The organism is Streptomyces sp. I05A-00742, assembly GCF_013055795.1.
Classification (GTDB): Bacteria; Actinomycetota; Actinomycetes; order Streptomycetales; family Streptomycetaceae; genus Streptomyces.
The window spans coordinates 1-20,563 of record NZ_JABETO010000040.1; the positions used below are offsets into that span (position 1 = coordinate 1).

The 20,563-nt window shown below is 75.6% G+C and carries 13 protein-coding genes and 1 pseudogene; 10 read left to right on the top strand and 4 right to left on the bottom strand.

Annotated features, from left to right (window positions below):
* The 5 genes and pseudogenes from HN013_RS26950 to HN013_RS26975 all read left to right on the top strand — a co-directional run.
* A pseudogene (locus HN013_RS26950) lies at positions 1–601 on the top strand (non-ribosomal peptide synthetase); the annotation flags it as partial.
* A 102-nt stretch (positions 602–703) separates the two neighbouring features.
* On the top strand, positions 704–3,817 hold the full coding sequence (locus HN013_RS26955) for a non-ribosomal peptide synthetase (protein ID WP_171170695.1): 3,114 nt from the start codon (positions 704–706) through the stop codon (positions 3,815–3,817).
* Positions 3,814–4,971 carry an acyl-CoA dehydrogenase family protein gene (locus HN013_RS26960; protein WP_171170697.1) on the top strand — a complete coding sequence of 386 codons (1,158 nt, stop codon included), beginning with the start codon at positions 3,814–3,816 and terminating at the stop codon, positions 4,969–4,971. The genes HN013_RS26955 and HN013_RS26960 overlap by 4 nt, the downstream gene beginning before the upstream one ends.
* Positions 4,972–5,020: 49 nt before the next feature.
* A complete protein-coding gene (locus tag HN013_RS33320; RefSeq protein ID WP_249375444.1) occupies positions 5,021–8,956 on the top strand; it encodes an amino acid adenylation domain-containing protein in 3,936 nt (1,311 codons plus the stop codon).
* Positions 8,953–11,565 carry a condensation domain-containing protein gene (locus tag HN013_RS26975; RefSeq protein ID WP_171170699.1) on the top strand — a complete coding sequence of 871 codons (2,613 nt, stop codon included), beginning with the start codon at positions 8,953–8,955 and terminating at the stop codon, positions 11,563–11,565. The genes HN013_RS33320 and HN013_RS26975 overlap by 4 nt, the downstream gene beginning before the upstream one ends.
* A gap of 81 nt (positions 11,566–11,646) precedes the next feature.
* On the opposite strand, the gene HN013_RS26980 is transcribed toward HN013_RS26975, so the two are convergent.
* The 3 genes from HN013_RS26980 to HN013_RS26990 form a co-directional block, all read right to left on the bottom strand.
* Positions 11,647–12,177, bottom strand: a complete 531-nt coding sequence (locus tag HN013_RS26980) for a DinB family protein (protein ID WP_171170701.1) — start codon at positions 12,175–12,177, stop codon at positions 11,647–11,649.
* A gap of 77 nt (positions 12,178–12,254) precedes the next feature.
* Positions 12,255–12,491 (bottom strand): hypothetical protein, encoded by a 237-nt coding sequence (locus HN013_RS26985; RefSeq protein WP_171170703.1) that lies wholly within the window; start codon positions 12,489–12,491, stop codon positions 12,255–12,257.
* A gap of 96 nt (positions 12,492–12,587) precedes the next feature.
* Complete coding sequence (locus tag HN013_RS26990; protein WP_171170705.1) at positions 12,588–13,517, bottom strand: hypothetical protein; 930 nt, start codon at positions 13,515–13,517, stop codon at positions 12,588–12,590.
* Between the two features lie 99 nt (positions 13,518–13,616).
* Between HN013_RS26990 and HN013_RS26995 the strand changes: the two genes are divergently transcribed.
* The 3 genes from HN013_RS26995 (at position 13,617) to HN013_RS27005 (ending at position 17,003) form a co-directional block, all read left to right on the top strand.
* The gene (locus HN013_RS26995) at positions 13,617–14,171 is read left to right on the top strand and encodes a hypothetical protein (protein WP_171170706.1); all 555 of its coding nucleotides are present in this window, start codon (positions 13,617–13,619) and stop codon (positions 14,169–14,171) included.
* A 415-nt stretch (positions 14,172–14,586) separates the two neighbouring features.
* Positions 14,587–16,086, top strand: a complete 1,500-nt coding sequence (locus HN013_RS27000) for an MFS transporter (RefSeq protein ID WP_171170709.1) — start codon at positions 14,587–14,589, stop codon at positions 16,084–16,086.
* Positions 16,087–16,364: 278 nt separating this feature from the next.
* Entirely contained in the window at positions 16,365–17,003 is a 639-nt protein-coding gene (locus HN013_RS27005) for an HNH endonuclease family protein (RefSeq protein ID WP_171170711.1), read from the top strand.
* Positions 17,004–17,086: 83 nt separating this feature from the next.
* Here the strand turns inward: HN013_RS27005 and HN013_RS27010 are convergent, their stop codons facing one another.
* A complete protein-coding gene (locus HN013_RS27010; protein ID WP_171170713.1) occupies positions 17,087–18,271 on the bottom strand; it encodes a CdaR family transcriptional regulator in 1,185 nt (394 codons plus the stop codon).
* Between the two features lie 115 nt (positions 18,272–18,386).
* Here HN013_RS27010 and HN013_RS27015 point away from each other — a divergent pair, with 115 nt between their 5' ends.
* Positions 18,387–19,562, top strand: coding sequence for a lactate 2-monooxygenase (locus tag HN013_RS27015; RefSeq protein WP_171170715.1), 1,176 nt, complete (start codon positions 18,387–18,389; stop codon positions 19,560–19,562).
* Positions 19,559–20,530 carry a 2-hydroxyacid dehydrogenase gene (locus HN013_RS27020; RefSeq protein WP_171170717.1) on the top strand — a complete coding sequence of 324 codons (972 nt, stop codon included), beginning with the start codon at positions 19,559–19,561 and terminating at the stop codon, positions 20,528–20,530. Before HN013_RS27015 ends, HN013_RS27020 begins: the two co-directional genes overlap by 4 nt.
* Positions 20,531–20,563 lie beyond the last annotated feature (33 nt).

The following is a 20,563-nucleotide window of genomic DNA, read 5'->3' on the forward strand; positions in this document are numbered from 1 at the left end:
GCCCCCGCCGGCCGCGACGGGCGGGCCGGGGACGGGGAGCGCCCGGCGGCGGCTGGCGCTCCCGGCGGGCGACGGACGGGCGGCGGCCTTCCCGGCCGCGCTCGACGCCTGTGCCCGCGCCGCCCGTGTCCTGTACGGGACCGAGTGCGTCCCGGCCCTGGGCTATCCGTGGGGCGGACGCCCCGCCGCGGCGGGGCCGGTGCTGGGCTGTTTCCTCAACACCGTGGCCCATCCTGCCGACGCGGCGGACGCGGCCGGGCGTACCGCCGCCTGGTGGGACGACCTGGACCACGCCGACGCCCCGTTCGACGAGGTGGTCCACGCGGCTCGCGCCGCCGGTGCGCCCTGGTCGGGGCGGCTCGACGGGCTGCTCACCTTCGAGGACCTCGGCCGCAGGCCGCCGCTGCGGCTGGGCGGTGCGACCGGGCGCGAGGCGCACTTCGACGACCGGCCGCTCCAGGCACCGTTCGCGGTGTCCGTCTCCTACGGCGACGACCTGCTCGTGCGCATGGCCTGGCAGCGCTCGGCCGTGCCGGACGACCGGGCCGAGGACGCGTTCGCGGCCCTCGTCGCCGCTCTGACTCCCCCTCAGGCGCGCTAGCCCACCGGCCGGCCGCCGCCCGGCGCCCCTCCCGTCCCACCCCGACGGGAACGCGCCGACGCTCCGCCTCACCGCCCCCACCCCACAACGGAAAGGCTGATCATGTTCGAACTCTCCACATCCCAGGAGATCGTGTGGCTGCACGAGCAGATGCTGCCCGGCAGCCGTGCCTACAACTTCACCGCCACGCTGGACTTGCGCGGCGCCCTCGACGAGGACGCCCTGCGGGCCGGCCTCTCCGCGGTCCTCGACCGGCACCCCGGGCTGCGCCTCGAACTCGTCGAGACGTCCGGCGGGTTGCCGGGGCAGCGGATCCGGGAGAGCTGTCCCCCACGGCTGCGGACCCTCGATCTGAGCGGGGAGGACGATCCCGAGGCCGCCTTCGGCCGGCTGCTGCGCACGGAGGCGGAGACGCCGCTGGACGTGCACGAGGCCCCGCTGCTGCGCTGGACGCTGGTCCGGCTGGGGACGGACCACCACCGGCTCGTCCACGTCGAGCACCATCTCATCCATGACGGGCACTCGTTCGCGGTCCTGCTCCGCGATGTGTTCACCGTCTACCGGGCGCGGGTGCTGGGCGAGTCCGTGGCGCTGTCCGCCGTCCGGTCGTACGAGGAGCACATCGCGGCGGCGGCCGGCCCGGGGCGGGAGGAGCGGCGCGCGGCCGGGCTGGCGCACTGGCGGCGCGAGCTGGACGGCGCCACGTTCGACCTGCCGCTGCCCGGGCTGGCCCGGCCGGGGGCCCGGCGCCGGCACGCGGGGGCGCAGTTGCGGCAGAGCGTCGACGCGGAGCTGGCCGAGCGGCTGCGGGCGCACAGCAGGGCGATGGGCCACACCCCGTTCTCCACGCTCCTCGCGCTCTTCGCGGAGCTGCTGCGGCGGCACAGCGGGCGCGCCGACCTGGTGGTCGGCACGGCGGTCGGCAACCGGCCGGCGGGCTTCGAGGAGACCGTGGGCATGTTCGTGAACACGATTCCGCTGCGGCTGCGGCTCGATCCGGGCGCCGGGGCCGACGCGCTGGTGGACGACGTCACCGACGGGCTCATCCGGGCGCTTCCGCACCAGGACGTGCCGGTGCAGGTGCTGACCCGGGAGCTGGGCCTGCACACCTCGGGCGCGGACAACCCGCTGTTCGACGTGATGTTCAGCGCGCACGACGCGGCGTTGCCGGAGACGGAGGTGCCGGGGCTGGAGGTGTCGCTGTTCGAGGGCTTCAACACGGGCACGACCCGGTTCGACCTGGACCTGGTGCTGATCCCGGACGACCGGCGCACGGTCGGGCCGCGGTCCGGTGCCGCCGGTATGACGCTGGTGTGGGACTACGACCGGGACCTGTTCGACGAGGAGACCGCCCGGCTGCTCGCCGACCGGTTCCTGCGGCTGGTCCGGGCGTACCTGGACGCGCCGTCGGCGCCGGCGGCCGAGCTGGACCCGGAGCCGGTGGCCGCGGTGACGGGCGCGGCGGCGGAGGGCGGTCAGGACGACACCCTGGACCCGCTCGGCCGGCACGGAGCGGGGCGCGTGGCCCTGCTGAGCGGCGCCCGGAAGATCACCTATGGCGAACTCAACAGCATGGTCGACGAGTTGGCGGGGCGGCTGAAGGCGTCGGGGGTGCGGCGCGGGCAGCCGGTGGCGGCGGTGCTGCCGCGGGGTGTGCACGGTGTGGTGACGCTGCTGGCCTGTCTGCGACTGGGGGCGGTGTACTGTCCGCTCTCCCCCAACGATCCGGCCGACCGGCTGGAGACGCTGCTGCGCCGGCTGCGTCCGGCGCTGGTGCTGGCCGACCGGGAGAGCGCGCTGTCGCTGCCCGCCGAGGGGCTGCCGGTCGCCCTGCTGGACGGTCCGGTCCTCCCGGCGGCGGAGCCGGCCGAGCCGCTGGCGGACGCGGCGTACGTCATCCACACGTCCGGCTCGACGGGCCTGCCGAAGGCCGTGGTGGTCGGCCGGGCTGCGCTGGCCCACCACGCGCGGGTGACGGCGGAGCGGTTCGCGCTGTCGCCGGAGGACCGGGTGCTGGTGTTCGCGCAGCCCTCCTTCGACGTGGCGCTGGAGGAGGTGCTGCCGTCGCTGCTGGCCGGCTGCTGCCTGGTGCTGCCGCAGCGCGAGGTGCCGACGGCGGCGGAGCTGATCGCCGTCCTGGCCTCGCGGCGGGTGACGGTGGCGAATCTGCCGACGAGCTATCTCCTGGCGGTGCGCGGGGAGTTGGGCGAGGCGCTGCGGGACGGGATGTGGGCGCCGCGGCTGCTGGTGGCCGGCGGTGAGCGGCTTCCGGCGGCGGCGCTGCGGGAGTTGCTGTCCGCCACGGACGCGACGGTGCTCAACGCCTACGGGGTGACGGAGGCGACGATCACGTCCACGGTCCACGAGGTGACGCTCGCGGGCATCGACGACGCGGCGGAGGTGCCGCTGGGCGCCGCGCTGCCCGGCGTCGGGGTGCACGTGCTGGGTGCGGGGCTGCGCCCGCTGCCGGCCGGGGCCGTCGGCCAGCTGGCCGTGTCCGGCGCCGGTCTCGCGGAGGGCTACCTGGGGAACAAGGAGGCGACGGAGGCCCGGTTCGTGACCGTGCCCGCGCTCGGCGGCGAGCACGTCTACCTCACCGGTGACCTGGGCTTCGCCGGCCGGGACGGGCTGGTGCGGTTCCTCGGCCGCCACGACAACCAGATCAAGCTGCGCGGCTACCGCATCGAGCTGGAGGAGATCGAGGCCGCCGCGTCGGGCGAGCTCGGGGGCCGGTCGTGTGCGGTGGTGCTGGGCCGGTCGGCGGCCGGGCCGTGCCTGGTCGGGTTCCTGGACGGCGGTGCCGAGCCGGACCAGGTGGCGCTGCACCGGGCGCTGTCCGGGCGGCTGCCCGCCGCGCTCGTCCCGTCCCGCTGGGTCCGGCTGGAGTCGATGCCGCTGCTGTCCGGTGGGAAGCCGGACCGGGCGGCGCTGGCCCGGATCGCCGAGGACCTGAGCGTCGACGAGCCGGCCGGCGGGCCGGAGACCGCCGCCGATCCGGCCGTCGAGCTGCTGGCCGAGGGCTGGCGGGAGGTGCTGGGGCACGACCGGTTCTCGCCGTCGTCCCACTTCTTCCAGGTCGGCGGGCACTCGTTGCTCGCCGCGCAGCTCGCCGCGTGGCTGGAGCCGCGGCTCGGCGGCCGTCCGCCGCTGCGGGTGCTCTTCCAGAACCCCGTTCTGGCCGAGCAGGCCCACGCGGTGACGGAGGCGGTCCGATGAGCACCGCGCCCTCGTCGGTCCTGGAGGCCGGACACCGGGAGATCGTCGACTCGTTCACCTCGTTCGTCCGGCGGGAGCTGGTGCCGCTGGCCGCGGAGCTCCCGGAGAGCGGCGAGCTGCCCCCGGCCGATCTACGGGCGTATGTCCGCGCGCGCTCGGCCAAGCTGGGCTTCTACGCCGCCGACCACCCGGAGGAACTGGGCGGCTCCGGCATGCCGTTCACGGCCGTGGTGCTGCTGCACCACGCCGCCGGGCGCAGCGGCTGTCCGCTGGCGCCGTACGCGCTGGCGGGGTCCGACGGGCCCAGCCCGCTGCTGCGGCAGGGCACCCCCGAGCAGATCGAGCGGTACCTGAAGCCGCTGGTGCGCGGGGAGACGACGCGCTGTCTGGCGCTGACCGAGCCGAACGCCGGGTCCGACGCGTTCCGGCTGACGAGTACGGCCGTGCGGCGGGCGGACGGCGGCTGGGTGCTGTCCGGCCGGAAGACGTTCGTGAGCAACGCCGGGCACGCGGACTTCGCGATCGTGGTGGCCCAGGCCGACGCCGGTCCGACGGCGTTCGTCGTGGCGATGGACCATCCGCGGCTGCGGATCGGGCAGCGCTACGACGGCATGTCGGGCGAGGAGCTGTTCGAACTCGTCCTGGACGACGTGGAGTTGGGCGCGGACGCCGTCGTCGGCGGGGAAGCGGGGATCGGCGCGGCGCTGGGGAACGGCATCGACAGCCTGTCCCGCGGCCGGCTGGTGGTGGCCGCGATGTGCAACGGCATCGCCGAGTACGCGCTGCGGCTCGGGGTGGAGTACGCCCGCGAGCGGCGGGCGTTCGGGGAGCGCATCGGCGCCTACCAGCATGTGCAGGAGCACCTGGTGAGCAGCCGCGCCGAGGTCGAGGCGGCCAAGCTGCTGACGCTGGCGTGCGCGCGGCTGGTGGACGACGGTGTGGAGTCCCCGGAGAACGCGGCGCTGGCGAAGCTCACCGCCTCCGAGACGGCGGTGCGCGTGGTGGACCGCTCGCTGCGGGTGCACGGGGCCACGGGCTGGGTGCGCGGGCATCCGCTGGAGTTCCTTTACCGGTACGTCCGGATGATGACGATCATCGAGGGGACCTCGGAGATCCAGAAGGTGATCGTCGCCCGGGCCATGGGGCTGGGCTGACCGGCCCGCGCCCCGGACCACCCATCGACTTCCGATTCGACGAGGAATCATGACCACTGCATCTGTCGCGTACGGCGCCGAGCGACGCGCCGACCGCGGGCCGGACGACGTCCTGGCCCGCTTCGCGGACCGGGTCCTGCGGGACCCGTCCGCCCCCGCCGTCGAGGACGGCGGACTGAGCTGGACCTACGCCGAACTGGACGTCCTGGCCGACCGGACCGCCGACGCGCTGCGCGGCCGGGTGCGGCCGGGCGATCTCGTCGGGGTGTGTCTGGACCGCTCCGTCGCCCTGGTCGCGACGGCCGTCGCCCTGGCCCGGCTGGGCGCCGTCTACCTGCCGCTGGGGCCGCGCCCCGGTGAGCGGCGGCTGGCGGCCGTGGCGGACGTGCTGCGCGTGACCTGCCTGATCGGCTCGGCCGACGCCCTGCCCGGGGCGTCCGGGGCGGGCGGTACGGTTCCGCTGCCGCTGCCCGCGGCCGGCGCCAACGCCTCCGGCGACCCTGTCGCCGCCTTCCCGTCCTCCGTCCCGGCCGACGACCGGCGGGGCGCGCCGGACGGCACCCTGTACGCGGTGCTCACGTCGGGCACCACCGGGGTGCCGAAGGCCGTGGCGGTGAGCGGTGCGGCGCTCGCCGCGCGGCTGGACTGGTACGCCGGGCGCACCGGTTGCGGGCCGGGCGACCGGCACGGCCTGCTGGTCGGGGTGGCCTTCGACCCGCACCTGATGGAGCTGTGGGCGGCGCTGACGTCCGGTGCCGCGCTGAGCGTCGCGCCGGACGACGTCCGCTGGGACCCGGAGGCGCTGACGGACTGGTGGCGGCGGGCCGGGGTGACGGTGGCGATCCTGCCCACCCCGCTGGCCGAGCTCGTCCTCGAACGCCCCTGGCCGCATGACTTGACGTTGCGTCATCTCAGTACGGGCGGCGACCGGTTGCGCCGGGTCCCCGGCCCCGACGTCACCGCGCGCGTGGACAACAACTACGGTCCCGCCGAGGCGACCGTCCTGGTCACGGCCCATGCCCTGAACGGCACGGCCCCCTCCGCTCCCCCGCCCATCGGCACGCCCCTGCCCGGCGTCGTCGCCTGCGTCACCGACGCCGACGGCCGCCTCGTACCGCGCGGTGAGCCGGGCGAACTGCGCGTCGGCGGCGACGGTCTGGCCCTCGGCTACCTGGACCCCGATCTCACCGCGCGGCGCTTCGTGCCGCCGCCCGCCGGGGTGATGGGCACCGGCCGTGTGTACCGCACCGGGGACCGGGTGCGGATGCGCGAGGACGGGGTACTGGAGTTCCTGGGCCGGCTGGACGACCAGCTGAAGGTGCGCGGCGTGCGCATCGAACCCGCCGAGGTGGAAGCGGCCTTCGAGCGGGACCCGCGCGTCCTGCGGACCGTCGTGGCCGCGGACACCGCCGCCGGGGGCGGCGTCCGCCTCATCGCGTTCGTCCGCCCCGCCCCCGGCACGCCCGCACCCGCCGCGGAGGAACTGCTGGCGGCCGTGCGAGGCTGGCTGCCGGAACAGGCGGTGCCGGCGGCGGTCCGCTTCGTGGACGCCTTCCCGGTGGACGTGAACGGCAAGGTCGACCGCGAGCTGCTCCTGGCCGGCCGCCGTGAGGCGGCGGCGCCCGACTCCGCCGCATCCTCCCCGACCGAGGACCTGGTCATCGGCCTGTGCCGGGACCTGCTCGGCAGGACCGACCTCGGCCCGGACGCCAACTTCCTCGGCTCCGGCGGGGATTCCCTGACCGCCGCCCGGCTGCTGACCGCCCTGGAGGAGCAGTGCGGCGTCCGGCTGCGGGCACCCGAGGTGCTGCGGCAGCCGGATCTCCGGGCGCTGGCCGCCTTGTTGGACGCGCGGCGCCCGTCGGACGACGGGGCGAGCCGGGGCGCCGCCGCACACGGTTCCGCTCCGGCGGCCGGAGAGCCCGCCCGCCGGGCGGCGGCCCACGAGGAGGCCCGCCCGGGCGGGACCGGGTCGATTCCCGCACCCCGGCGGGCGCCCGAGGACGCCGGGGGCTACACCTCCGGGGCATCCGGGGACGCCCGAGGCTCCGAGGGACGGCACACCCCGCCGCCGACCGGCCGGGAAGACGCGCGTCCTGGCGCGGACACCGGGACAGTCGGCCCGGCGACCGACGGCCTGCCCCTGCCCAGGACGCGGTCGTCCGCCAACAGCTCCTCCGGCGGCGCCCTCGGCCGGTTCCTCGCCCACGCCGCCGCCGCGCCGACGGCCCTCGCCGTCTCGGACGGCGCCGACACCCTGACGTACGCCGAACTCGCCGACGCCGCCAGGCGGCTGGCGGGCATCCTGCGGGCCCGGGGTGTCACCCGGGGGACCGCCGTCGGCCTGCTGCTGCCGCACTCCCCCGGCCTCGTCGTCGCCCAGCTGGCCGTCTGGTGGGCCGGCGGGCACTACGTGCCGCTGGACGCGGCGTACCCGCGGGCGCGGACGGAGGCCATGCTGGCGGACGGCCGGGTGGAGCTCACGGTCGGGCGCAAGGACGTGCTGGAGGCGGCTCGTATACCCGCCGGGCGCACGGTGACCGTGTCGGCGTCCGGGACCGTCGAGGAGGACGCGGTGCTCGCGGACCGCGAGCTGCCGGAGCCGTGCCCGTACGACCCGGAGGCGATCGCGTACACCATGTTCACCTCGGGCTCGACCGGCCGCCCGAAGCCGGTCGCGGTCACCCACGGCAGCGTGGCGGAACTGACGGCGGACCCGCGCTTCCTGACGGTCACTCCGCGCGACCGGGTGCTGTTCCACTCCCCGCTCACCTTCGACGCCTCGCCGTTCGAGGTGTGGGTGGCGCTGGCGAACGGCGCCGCGGTCGTGGTCTCGACCGCCGACCGGCAGTCGCTGGAGAACCTGGCCAGGGACGTGGAACGGCTCGGCGCCACGGTGGCGCTGCTGACCACCGCGCTCTTCCACCACCTCGCCGCGCGCGGCTCGGCGGTCTTCGCGGTGCTGCGCGGTGTGATCGTCGGCGGGGAGGCGCTGTCGGGCCGGCACGCCCGCGCGGTGCTGCGCGCGCACCCCTGGCTGGAGCTGGTCAACGGCTACGGCCCGACGGAGGCCACCACCTTCGCCACCGCCCACCGGGTGCGCCCGGAGGACTGCGACGGGCCGCCGCCCATCGGCCTGCCGATCGCGGGGGCGACGGCGCACGTGATGGACGACCGGGGCGAGCCGGTGGCCGCCGGCGTCCGGGGGGAGCTGTGGATCGGCGGTTCGCGGCTGGCCCTGGGCTACCTCGGGCAGCCGGAGCGCACCGCCGAGGTCTTCGTCGACCACCCGGTCCATGGCCGCCTCTACCGCACCGGTGACCTGGTCTCGGCCCGGCCGGACGGCACGCTGGACTTCCACGGGCGGCTGGACGACCAGATCAAGGTCCGCGGCTTCCGGATCGAGCCCGGCGAGGTCGAGCACGCGCTGCGCTCGCACCCCGGTGTGGCGGATGCCGCCGTCACGGTGCTGCGTCCGGACGCCGAGGGGCCCGGGGACGGGCGGCTCGCCGCGTTCGTCGTCCCGGCGGAGGGCCGGCGCCCCGAACCGGCCGCGCTGCGCGAGCACTTGGCCGGGATGCTGCCCGTCCATCTGCTGCCGTCCGCCTGGTCCGTGGTGGACGATCTGCCGCTCACGGTCAACGGAAAGGTCGACCGGGCCGCGCTCGGCGGCCGGTCCGTGACCGCCGCGCAGGCGGCGCGGGAGCTGACCCCCGTCCAGCAGGCCGTCGCGGCGGCCTGGGGCCGGGCCCTGGAGTGCGAGGTGACCGACCCGGACGCCGACTTCCTGGCGCTCGGCGGACACTCGCTGCTCGCCCTGGGCGTCGTGGACGACCTCCGTGAGGACCTGGGCGTGGAGCTGTCGCTCGCCGCGTTCTTCGCCGCCCCCACGGTGGCGGGGCAGGCACGGCTGGTGGAGGACGAACTGGCCGACGCCTACGGCCCGGACGGCACCGCGGACACGGGAACGGAGGACGGACGGTGACCACCGCCCAGGACATCGCGCGGCAGGAGGAACTGCTCCGCAGGGCCCGCCGCCGCGCCGCCGGCGCCCGGACGGCACCCGGCTCCGTGCCGGAAGCCACGGTCACCGGCCCGGCGCCCCTCTCGCACGCGCAGCACCGGATGTGGCTGATGGAACGGCTGGGCCACACCGGCGCGCTCTACAACGTGCCCTTCGCGACCCGGATCCGCGGCCCCTTCGACCGCGAGGCGTTCGCCCGGGCCCTCACGGGACTGGTCCGCCGGCACGAGGTGCTGCGCACCCGGTACCGGCAGGCCGGCGGCGAGCCGTACCAGGACGTCGTACCGGCCGCGCCGGTCCCGGTGCCCACGGTGGACGCCGACGCGGACGCCGTCGATCCCCTGCTGCGCGAGGAGGCGGCGCGCCCCTTCGACCTCGCGGAGGGCCCGGTCCTGCGGGCCCTGCATGTGCGGCATGCGGCGCTCGACCACACGGTGCTGCTGACGCTGCATCACATCGCTGTGGACGGTGGCTCGTTGGAGCTCGTCGCGGCGGAGCTCGGCGACCGGTACCGGGCGGCCGTGGAGGGCCGCCCGGAGGAGCCGGAGCGCGAGGCGCCCCGCTACACGGACTTCGCCCGTCGCGAGCGGTCCTCGGCGCCGGACGAGGCGGGGACCGCCTACTGGACCCGGCGGCTCACGGGCGCCCGCCCGCCGGCGCTGCCCGGGCCCTCCCCCGCCACGACCGGCCAGGGCGAGGGACGGACCGTCGCCGCTCCCCTGCCGGCCGGCACCGTCGAGGGGCTGCGGGCGGCGGGGCGCGGGCGCCGGGCCACGCTGTTCACGGTGGTGCTCGCGGCCGCGTTCGCCGCCCTCCTGGAGGCGACCGGGCAGGAGGACCTGGTCATCGGCTGCGCGAGCAGCCACCGCGACCGGGCCGCCGACCGCGGCCTGGTCGGTCTGTGCGTCAACACCCTGCCGGTGCGCCCGGACCTCTCCGGCGCCGCGGACTTCGCCGCGCTGCTGGACCGCGTCCGGGACGAGCTGCTGCGCGCGCAGCAGCACCGCCACGTGCCGTTCGACGCGATCGTGCGGCGGCTCGACGCGTCCGCCCGGGACACGGGCGGGAACGCGCTGGTGGGCGTGACGGCGGACGTCGTGTCCGGCCCCGTGGGGCTGCGGCTCCCGGGGGCCGTCTGCACCCCGGTCGACGTCCCGCTGGACACAGCCAAGTTCGGCGTCGGGTTCTTCCTGGAGGAGGCGTCGGACGGCGGCCCCGCCCGCTGCCTGGTGCGGTACGACGCCGGGCGGCTCGACGACCGGGCGGCGCGGGAACTCCTCGACGGCTTCGCGGAGTTGCTGACCGTCGCGGCCACGTCCGGCGGCCGCCCGCTGCGGCGCCCGACCGGCCCGACGGCCTCGGCGGCCGGCCCGTCGGACGTTCCGGAAGGGCCGGAGCCCGCCGCCCCGCCCGGCCCGACGCCCGCCGTGGAGACCGTGTTCGAGGAGCTGCTGGGCGAACGGCCGGGCACCGACGGCGACTTCTTCCTCCTCGGCGGGCACTCCCTGCTGGCGGTACGGGTCGCCGAGCGGCTGCGGGAACGGTTCCGTGTGCCGCTCACCGGCCTCGACGTGCTGGAGCACCGCACGCCCCGCGCGCTCGGGACGCTGCTCGACGAGCGGCAGGCCCGGCGCGCGGCCGCCCGCCCGGCCACCGGGGGGCGGACGGCGGCCCGGGCCGGAACGGTCCTGGTGACCGGCGGTACCGGCGGGGTGGGCGCGTTCGTGCTGCGCGAACTGGCCGCGCGCGGCCGACCGGTCCGGGCGCTCGTGCGGCCAGAGTCGGCGCACCTGGTGCCGGACGGCCCCGACGTCGAGGTCGCCGAGGGCGACCTGGGCGACCTCGACAGCCTGCGCGCCGCCGCCCGCGGCGCGGACGCCGTCATCCACTCCGCCTGCACCTTCACCTCTCCCGAGGTGGACGTGGCGGCGATGCGGGCCCTCCTGGCGGACCGGCGGCCGGTCCCGTTCGTCTTCGTCAGCAGCGTCGACGCCTACGGCAGGCCGTCGGTGGCCGACGTGCCGGAGGGCGCGCCTTCGGAGGAGCCGCTGACCGCCTACGGGCGGGCCAAGCTGGACTGCGAGCGCATGCTCCTGGAGGCGGCCGGCCCGCGGGGCGGGGCGAGCGTGGTGCGGGCCCCCATCGTCTGGGGCGCCCACCCCCGGCTCCGGGACCAGCTGCGGTGGGGCGCGACCGGTGCCCTCTACCAGGCCGCCCGGTCCGGGGGTCCGGTCGTCCTGCCCCCGGCCGGGGACGTTCCCGCCTCGGGCGACACCTGGGCCGGCGCGCCCTGGATCCACGCCGCCGCGCTGGCCCGTGTGCTGGTGCACTGCGTGGAACAGCCGGTGAACGGTGTCGTCAACGCCATCGGGGGACACGTCTCCTGGGCCGGGTTCGCCGCCGAACTCCTCCGGCTGCTCGGCACCACCGGCCCCGTCCTCCCGTCGGACACCCCGGCCCCCGGGCTCGTCCACCGCCACCGCCACCGGGCGGAGGCCCTGGCCGAACTCCTCGTCGAGCGGCCCGGTGAGGACTGGCGCTCGGTACTGGCCGAGATGCTGCGGGTCTGACCGCAGTGCTGCGAGCCTGACGAGGGCTCATGTGCGAGGCCCGCGGGTGCGGTCGACGGCCGCACCCGCGGGCCGCCCGGGTCAGCGGCCCGGGCCTGCGGCCCGCAGCAGCCGGAGGTGGCCGATCTCCGCCACGTTCTTCATCAGCTCGGCGTTCACCCAGGCGATCATGTGCGCGACGGTGTGGTCGGGGTCGTTCTGCCACGGGAACGGCGCGGTGCGGTCGAGGTCCGCGTCGGTGAGCCCTTCGAGGGCCGCCGACCAGTCCTCGCGCAGGCCGCGCAACCAGGCGACGGCCGCCTCTCCCCCGCCGGGCCACGCGACGTCGGACCGCTCACGGGGAGTCCGGCCCGAGGCGTGATCGGCGGCCGTGCCCAGCCACCATCCGAGGTGCCAGCTCAGCCAGCCGATCGTGGGAGCCGGAACGGGCTCGGGCTCTGTGTCCGCCCAGTCCGGCCACCACCGCCCTCCGGCGTCCGGGCGTACCGTCCAGCAGAGCGGAGCCGGTTCCCACAGGAAGTCCTCGGGCTCCAGGCGCTCCAAGTGGTACTCGAAGAGCGACCAGGTGAGGTCGAACTGCCATTTGAGCAAGTCACGTTGAGGTGTGCGCATCGAGCGACCCTGACACACCGCCGCAGCGCCCGCAACGCAGATTATCGGTAACCCCGCGAGGCCCGGGGCGGCCGCGCTCAGACCCGGTCCACGATGCCCACCTTCCCCGCCTCGCGGGCGCAGTGGGCGCCGCAGTACCACTGCCCGCCTGCCTCGACGCCCTGCCCGATGACGCGGACCTGGCAGTGCTCGCAGATCGGGGCCATGCGGTGGATGGCGCAGGAGAAGGAGTCGAAGACGTGCCGGGAGCCGTCCCGGGTCTCGACGAAGAACGCCATGTCGTAGTCGTTGCCGCAGACTTCGCATCGTGCCATGCGCCGCATGCTCCGGAGTGCGGAGGGTACTGGCAAGCGCCCGCCGGGCGCGTCGAACGGGCTGTACCCGCCCGGCGGAGCGGGGACGCCGGCCGCTCAGAGGGCCAGCCGGTACCGGCACCACCGCCCGGACGGCCGGAGCCCGGCGGCGGCGAGCGCGCCGGCGGTGACCGGGTCGCCGTGTTCCCGCACCTCCAGCAGGGTGACGCGCGGGTGGTCGCGGCGCAGGCGGGCGACGAGTTCGGCGACCAGGCCGGTGACCGCGTCGCCGTCGGCCGTGTCCGCGCGGAAGATCACGTCCACGGCCGCCTCCGTCTCCGCGATCACCGCCGTGGCCTGGGCGGCCGTTCCGCCGCCGGGCGCGAGCAGGTCCAGGGTCAGGTGCGGGACCGGCGGCAGGTCGTTCTGCAGGGCCGCGGCCTCGTCGGGGCCGTAAGGCCGGCCGGTGACCTCCGAGTAGAAGCGGGCGTGCTCGGCGAGCAGACCGGCGTCGGGCCGCTCGGGCACCTGACGGGCCGTCACCGGAGGCAGTCCGGCCGGTGGACGCCAGTCGGCCAGGGGCACGGTCGTCGTCCAGCGACTGCCCAGCTCCCCGGCCTCGCCCGCGCCCAGTTCGGCCGCGACGCACCCGTCGTCGCCGTCCGCGCCGACCCATTCCAGGGCCGCGTGCCCGGCGGCCCCGGCGGTCCGGGCGGCGCCGTGCAGCAGGCGCGCGGTCGTCTCCCGCTCCTCGTCGGTGAGGCCGTGCCGGCCGGGCGAGCCGGTGGCGAGGCGCTCCCGTTCCCGGGAGACGAGCAGCCACTGGACGTCCGCGGCTCCGGCGGCACCGGCTCCGGCCTCCGGTTCGTACACCTCGGCCCAGCCCAGCAGCCCGCCGTCGGAGGCGCGGGCGACGACGGTCCAGGCCGGCCCGTCCGCGTCGTCACGGGCCGGGTCGGGGACGGGCACGGGCAGTCCGGCGTACAGCTCCTCGTACAGGCGGACGTCGGCGTCCGCGTCGCGGTGGTACTCCACGGTGATGCCCATGTACTGACGCTCTTTCGCTCGGGCCGGGGTGCGGACCGGCGGCGCCCGCACCCGAACTATTGTGCTCGATGCCCCGGCCGAACCAGTGAAAGGAACCCTGTGCCCGCCTCCCCCACCGTCCTGACCAGCACTCTCCTCGCCGTCGCCCTGTCCTGCGGGACCGTCTCCGCCGCGGAGGCCCGTCCGCTCGACGGGACAGGGGTCACCCCTGCCCCGCACAGCGCCCCGGCGGCCGCCGTGCGGATCACCGAGGGACAGGTGCGGGAGGCCGCCCCGGGGACGCCCCTCCTCTACCCGAGCGTGACCAGCTGCCTCACAGTGACGGTCCGGCTGCGGAGCGGCGGCCTGGTGGGAGCCCACGCCAGCCTGTTCCGGGTCCCCGGCGAACTGCGGTCGGACGCGATCCTGCCCGCGCTGCGGAAGCGGGTCGGGAACCGGCCGGTGCGCGCCGTGGAGGTCCGGGGCGCCCTGGGCGCCTGGCACCCGGGCTACCTGACGAAGGCGATCGAGGCCTACGGACCGGGCGAGGAGATTCCCCAGCCCGCGGGCCCCGCCCCGGAGGGACTGGCAGGCGCGGTGGCACGGGCGCTCGGGCAGCCGCGCGCGGCGGTCACCGTCGAGGACGTCCCCGACGGTGACTTGACGGTCCGTTAGGCCGTCGGCCCGTGCCCGGGCTCAGGGTTGTTCCCTCTTCACCGTGAACAGCCCCCGGATCAGCATGACGGCGGCCACGGACGTCATTCCGCCGGCCGAGGCCCGCGAGGTTCCGTGAGAACGGGGTGGCTCCATGGCGACCTCCTTCCCCGGTCCGGCACCGGGCCCTCGGGTGGCCCGCGCCGGGAGGTGAGGGAAACTGAAGGGGCTCCGCCCGGGCGCACGGTCCGGAAGGGGCCGGTCCCACCTCAGCGACTTCCATCCTCACCCGCCCCCCACAGTGATCGCCACGCGAGGCCCACGGGCCGCGCGGGCCCCGGGCCACCGGGTGTGCCTCCCGGCCACCCGGGGCAAGCGCCGGGAACGTCCGGCCGGGGGCGCGGGGTCTCCGGCCGAGCTGTCCGGGAGGTGCGTCATGACGACGGTCGAACAGCGCTCCGAGGGGGCGGGGGGTGAGACCGGGACGGTCACCACATCCGTACCGGCCCGGCTGGACCGGCTGCCGTGGTCGCGGTGGCACTGGATGGTGGTGATCGGTCTCGGCACGGTGTGGATACTCGACGGCCTCGAAGTGACCGTCGTGGGCAACATCGCCTCCCGGCTGTCCGAGCACGGCAGCGGTCTGGACATCAGCTCCGCCCAGGTGACCGGGCTCGCCGCGGCGCTGTACGTGGCGGGCGCCTGCGTCGGTGCCCTCTTCTTCGGCTGGCTGACCGACCGGCTGGGCCGCAGGCGGCTGTTCCTGGTCACGCTGGCGGTGTATCTCGCCGCGACCGCCATGACCGGGCTGTCGTTCGAGTCCTGGTGGTTCTTCGTCTTCCGCTTCCTGACCGGCTGCGGCATCGGCGGCGAGTACGCGGCCATCAACTCGGCCGTCGACGAGCTGATACCCGCCGCGTACCGCGGCCGCGTCGACCTGATCATCAACGGCAGCTTCTGGATCGGGGCCGTCGGCGGGTCCCTGCTGTCGGTCGTCATGCTGGACACGAGCCTGTTCCCGGCGTACCTCGGCTGGCGGCTCACCTTCGGTCTCGGCGTCGTCCTCGGCCTGGTGATCCTGCTCGTCCGCCGGAACGTCCCCGAGTCGCCGCGCTGGCTGTTCATCCACGGACGGGGCGCGGAGGCGGAGGAGCTGGTCGACTCCATCGAGCGGCAGGTCGCCGCCGACACGGGCCGCCCCTGCGAGCCCGTGGACCGGGAGTTCACCATCCGCCGGCGCGGCGGCATCGGCTTCCTCACCATCGCGCGGACCGTCTTCCGCGACTACCCGCGCCGGTCCGCGCTGGGGCTGGCCCTGTTCATCGGCCAGGCGTTCCTCTACAACGCGATCACCTTCGGGTTCGGATCGATCCTGACCGACTTCTTCTCGGTGCCCTCGGGCCGGACCGGCTACTACTTCGCCGTCATCGCCTTCGTGAACTTCCTCGGCCCGCTGCTGCTGGGGCGCCTCTTCGACACCGTCGGCCGACGGCCGATGATCACCGGGACGTACGTCCTGAGCGGGCTGCTGCTGTTCGGGACCGCCTGGCTGTTCGGGCGCGGTTCGCTGACCGCGGCCACTATGACGGCCTGCTGGTGCGCGGTTCTGTTCTTCGCCTCCGCCGGGGCCAGCAGCGCCTATCTGACGGTGAGTGAGATCTTCCCCATGGAGACGCGCGCGCTGGCGATCGCCTTCTTCTACGCGGTGGGCACGGCCGCGGGCGGCATCACCGGTCCGCTGCTCTTCTCCGAGCTGACCGGTTCCGGGGTCGTCGGGGACACCGTCCTGGCGTTCCGGATCGGTGCGGCCCTGATGACCGCCGCGGGCGTCGTGGCGGGCTTCCTCGCCCTGCCCGCCGAGCGCCGCTCGCTGGAGGACATCGCCACCCCGCTCACGGCCGCCGCCCCCACCGGGACGCCGACCGGCACACCCTGACGGTCATCAGAAGTTCCGTGTGGGACAGGGCAGTTCGCGCTGACCGCATGATGCACGGCACAGGCCGGAACACCACCGCGCGCCGGGTCCCCGACGGGGGCCCGGCGCCATGACGTGACCCCCCGGATCCCCTGTTCGAGAGTGAGATCACTTTCAGAACACTTGTGTTGACATGTGCACGCGGTCATTGTGTTGCCTGGCACTCACCCCCCGGACACCGCGTGCCGTCACCCTGACCGCGATTCCCGCACACCACCCACCTCACCGGGAGCGTCACCATGCGTCTCTACGCGCGTCGAATAACCGTCACCGCCGGCCTCGCCGCACTCACCGGCACGCTCGTCCTCAACGGACCGAGCGCCCAGGCCGCGCCGCCCGCCCCCGCGGACGCCGCCACCGCGCGCACCTACCTGGCGTCCCTCACGGTCCGCCCCGAGGGCACCCTCGACGGATACAGCAGGACCCAGTTCCCGCACTGGATCACCCAGCACGGGCAGTGCAACACCCGTGAGGTCGTACTCCGGCGGGATGGCCAGGACGTCGAGCAGGACAGCAAGTGCGCGGCCGTCGAAGGCACTTGGTACTCCCCCTACGACGGCGCCACCTGGCACGACGCCGCCGACATCGACATCGACCACGTCGTACCCCTCGCGGAGGCCTGGCGGTCGGGGGCCGACAAGTGGGCCAGGGCCGACCGGCAGAAGTACGCCAACGACCTGACGCGGTCCCAGCTCATCGCCGTGACCGACCGCGTCAACCAGGCGAAGGGCGACAAGGACCCGGCGAAGTGGATGCCGTCGCGGACCGCCTACGCCTGCACGTACGTCCGCATGTGGGTCACCGTCAAGCACGACTACAAGCTCACCGTCGACAGCGCCGAGAAGAACAAGCTGGCCGGCGTCCTCAAGGGCTGTTGATCCGACGGCAGTCGAGCGGCGGCGTGTGAGGTCGCCACGCCCCGGGCCCGCCCTCCGTGACACCGGTGGGCGGGCCGTCCGTTTCAGCGGCCGCTTCCGAAGGCCACCGTCCGCGCGATGTCGAGGGTGAGCCGCTGCCAGGGATCGCGCGGGTCACGGCCCGTCAGTTCCCGGACGCGGCGCAGCCGGTAGCGCAGGGACTGCGGGTGCAGGCGGAGGCCGCGGGCGGCGGCGGTGGCGGAGCCCGTGTCGAGGTAGGCGGTGAGGGCGTCGAGGAGGTGCCGCCGGCCGGGCTGGGCGAGCGGGCCGAGGACCAGCCGGCCGACGCGCTCGGAGTCCGTGGCCGGGTGGCCGGAAAGCAGCGCGAGGACGTGGGCGTCGGCATCGGTGAGGAGCCGCCCGGGGCGGTGGGCGTGGGGCGGCGCGGTGGCGAGGGCGCCGGTGGCGAGGCGGTGGGCGACGGCGATGCGGTCCAGTCCCTCGCCGGTGATCGCGCAGCCGCGCCGGCCGTGCTCGCGCAGCACCTTCGGGGCCGCGGCGGCCGCAGCCGCCGGGAGCAGCAGGACCGCCTGGGCGCCCTGGGTGGTGGCCAGCGGCGTGGTGGTGTCCCGGCCGGTTCCGGCCAGCGCGGCGAGCAGGCCGGACGCCGCGTCCTCCGCGTCGTCCCCGGGGCCGTCGCCGTCGGGCGGTCCGGCGACCAGCAGGCAGTAGGGGTAGGGCAGTTCGACGCCGAGGCGGGCCGCCCGGTCGGTCACCGCGCCGACGGACGCGTGCCGCCCGGCGATCAGGTCGTCCAGCAGAAGGCAGAGGGCCTGGTCGCGGTCGCCCGCCAGCCGTTCGCTGGTGGCCGTGTAGGAGGTGGCCATCACCTCGCACAGGGTGTCCAGGAGGGTGAGCAGCTGCCGGGTGAGGGCGAACGCGTCCTCGGCCGCCGAGGGGGCGGCGCGGGCGGCGATCTCGTCCACGATCACGGACGCGGCGACCCGGTACGCCCGCAGCACGGCCGGCAGCGGGCGGCCGTCCGCCGCCCGGGCGGCGGCGATGCCGCGGAAGCGCCGCAGGTCGGCCGGGCCCAGGTCACCGTCGACGGCCCACAGGTGCAGGAAGCGCTCCAACGCCCAGGCGGCGATGGCGCGCACTTCCACGAGGCGTCCGTCGTCCAGGGCGGCGTAGGCGGGGACCCGTTCGTGCACCGCGCCGACGACGGCTTCGACGACCCGGGAGTCGGCGGTCAGTTCCCGCCGGATCCGTTCGCGTTCGTTCGTCACCCTGTGATGGTCGCAGCCCTCACACCCTGAGCACCACCGTGGACGAGGTCCGTCGCCGCCGTGAGGATCGTCGCCGGAACGGCGCAGTTCCACGGACGGGAGGCGGGACGTACCGATGACGACGACACCGCGCTGGGCGGACTACCAGTACGAGATCTACCTGAACGGCCTGTCGGGCACGGTGCCCCGGCTGCCCACCGATGTGGGCCGGCTCGAAGCGCTCGTCGAGCGGCGGCTCGGGCCGGGCCCCGCCGGGTACGTGATCGGCGGCGCGGGCGGCGGGAGCACCGTCCGCGCCAACCGCGCGGCGCTGGACCGGTGGCGGATCGTGCCGCGGATGCTGCGGGACGTGGAGGCGCGCGATCTGTCCGTGGAGCTGTTCGGGCGGCGGCTGCCGGCTCCGCTCGCCCTCGCCCCCGTCGGCATCCTGTCGGTCATGCACCCGGACGCCGAGCCGGCGGCGGCCCGCGCGGCCGCGGCGCGCGGCGTGCCCTACATCCTGTCATCGGCGTCCAGCACACCGATGGAGCAGGTCGCGGAGGCTATGGGCGACGCCGAGCGGTGGTTCCAGCTGTACTGGCCGAAGGACCGCGAGGTGGCCCGGAGTTTCCTGGCCCGGGCCCGGGCGGCGGGGTACACCGCCCTGTTCGTCACCCTCGACACCCCCATGCTGGCCTGGCGCCCCCGCGACCTCGACCAGGTGTACCTGCCCTTCCTGCACGGGGTGGGCACCGCCAACTACTTCAGCGATCCGGCCTTCCGGGCGGGGCTGGCCAAGCCCGTCGAGGAGGACCGCGAGGCGGCGGTCCGGCACTTCCTGGGTATGTTCTCCGACGCCGGGAGGACCTGGCCCGACCTGGCCTTCCTCCGGGAGCACTGGGACGGGCCGATCGTGCTCAAGGGCGTCCTGCACCCGGACGACGCCCGCGCCGCGGCCGACGCGGGTATGGACGGTGTGGTCGTCTCCAACCACGGCGGCCGCCAGGTGGCGGGTTCCGTCGCCGCCGCCGACGCCCTGCCGCGGGTGGTGGAGGCGGTCGGCGACCGGCTCACCGTGCTGTTCGACAGCGGTGTGCGTACCGGCGACGACATCTTCAAGGCGCTCGCGCTGGGGGCGCGGGCGGTGCTGCTGGGGCGTCCGTACGCGTACGGGCTGGGCCTCGACGGACAGGCGGGCGTCGACCACGTCATCCGGTGCCTGCTCGCCGAGTTCGACCTCACCCTGGCCCTGTCCGGGCACTCCGGCCCCGCCTCGCCGGGCCCCGCCGACCTCGTCCGGGACGACGCATGAGCACGACGAAGAACGTCCTGGCCATCGTCTCCCCGCACGTCGGCGGCCGCTCCGCCGGTGCCGCGCTCGCCGGGCTGTTCCCGGGCCGGGCCAGGGTCACGGTCGTGGAGTCGGCCGACGAGGACCCGGTGGCCCTGCGCGAGGCCCACGTCATCATCACCGGCCTCGGGCCCGTCACGGCCGCGCACATCGACGCCGCCCCCGGCCTGGAGCTCGTCCAGTGCGCCAGCCATGGCTACGACTACGTGGACCTGGACGCCGCCCGGCGCCGCTCCGTGCCCGTCTGCACCATCGGTTCCAGCGGGGCCGAGCGGCAGAACGTGGCCGAGCAGACCTTCGCCCTCATGCTGGCCCTGGCCAAGCAACTGGTCCCGGCGCACACGGCGTTGGCCGGGGGCGACTGGGCGCTGCCGCGCCTCCAGTCGTCCATCACCGAGCTGTCCGGCAAGACCCTCGGGATCGTGGGGCTGGGCACCATCGGCAGCGAAGTCGCCCGCCGCGCCGTGGCGTTCGACATGCGCGTCGTCTACAGCGGCCCCGAGGCCGCCCCGGAGGCCGAGGAGCGCCTCGGCGCGCGCCGCGTCGAACTGGACGAGCTGCTCCGCACGTCCGACTACGTCACGCTGCACGCCCCGCTGACCGACGCCACCCGGCACCTGCTGGACGCCGAGCGACTGGCCCTCCTCAAGCCCACCGCCTTCGTGGTCAACACGGCCCGCGGCGCCCTCGTCGACCAGGACGCCCTCGCCGACGCCCTGGAGGCGGGCGCCCTGGCCGGGGCCGGGCTCGACGTGTTCGACCCGGAGCCGCCCCCCGCGTCGCTGCGGCTGCTCCGGGCCCCGAACGTGGTCCTGTCCCCTCATGTCGCGGGCGTCACGCGCGAGACGCTGGTGCGCATCGCGCTGGCCGCGGTGCAGAACGTGACGGAGCACCTGGAGGGCAAGCCGCCGCGCGACGTCGTGTCGTAGCCGCCCCGACCCATCGACCGCAGGACATCGGAG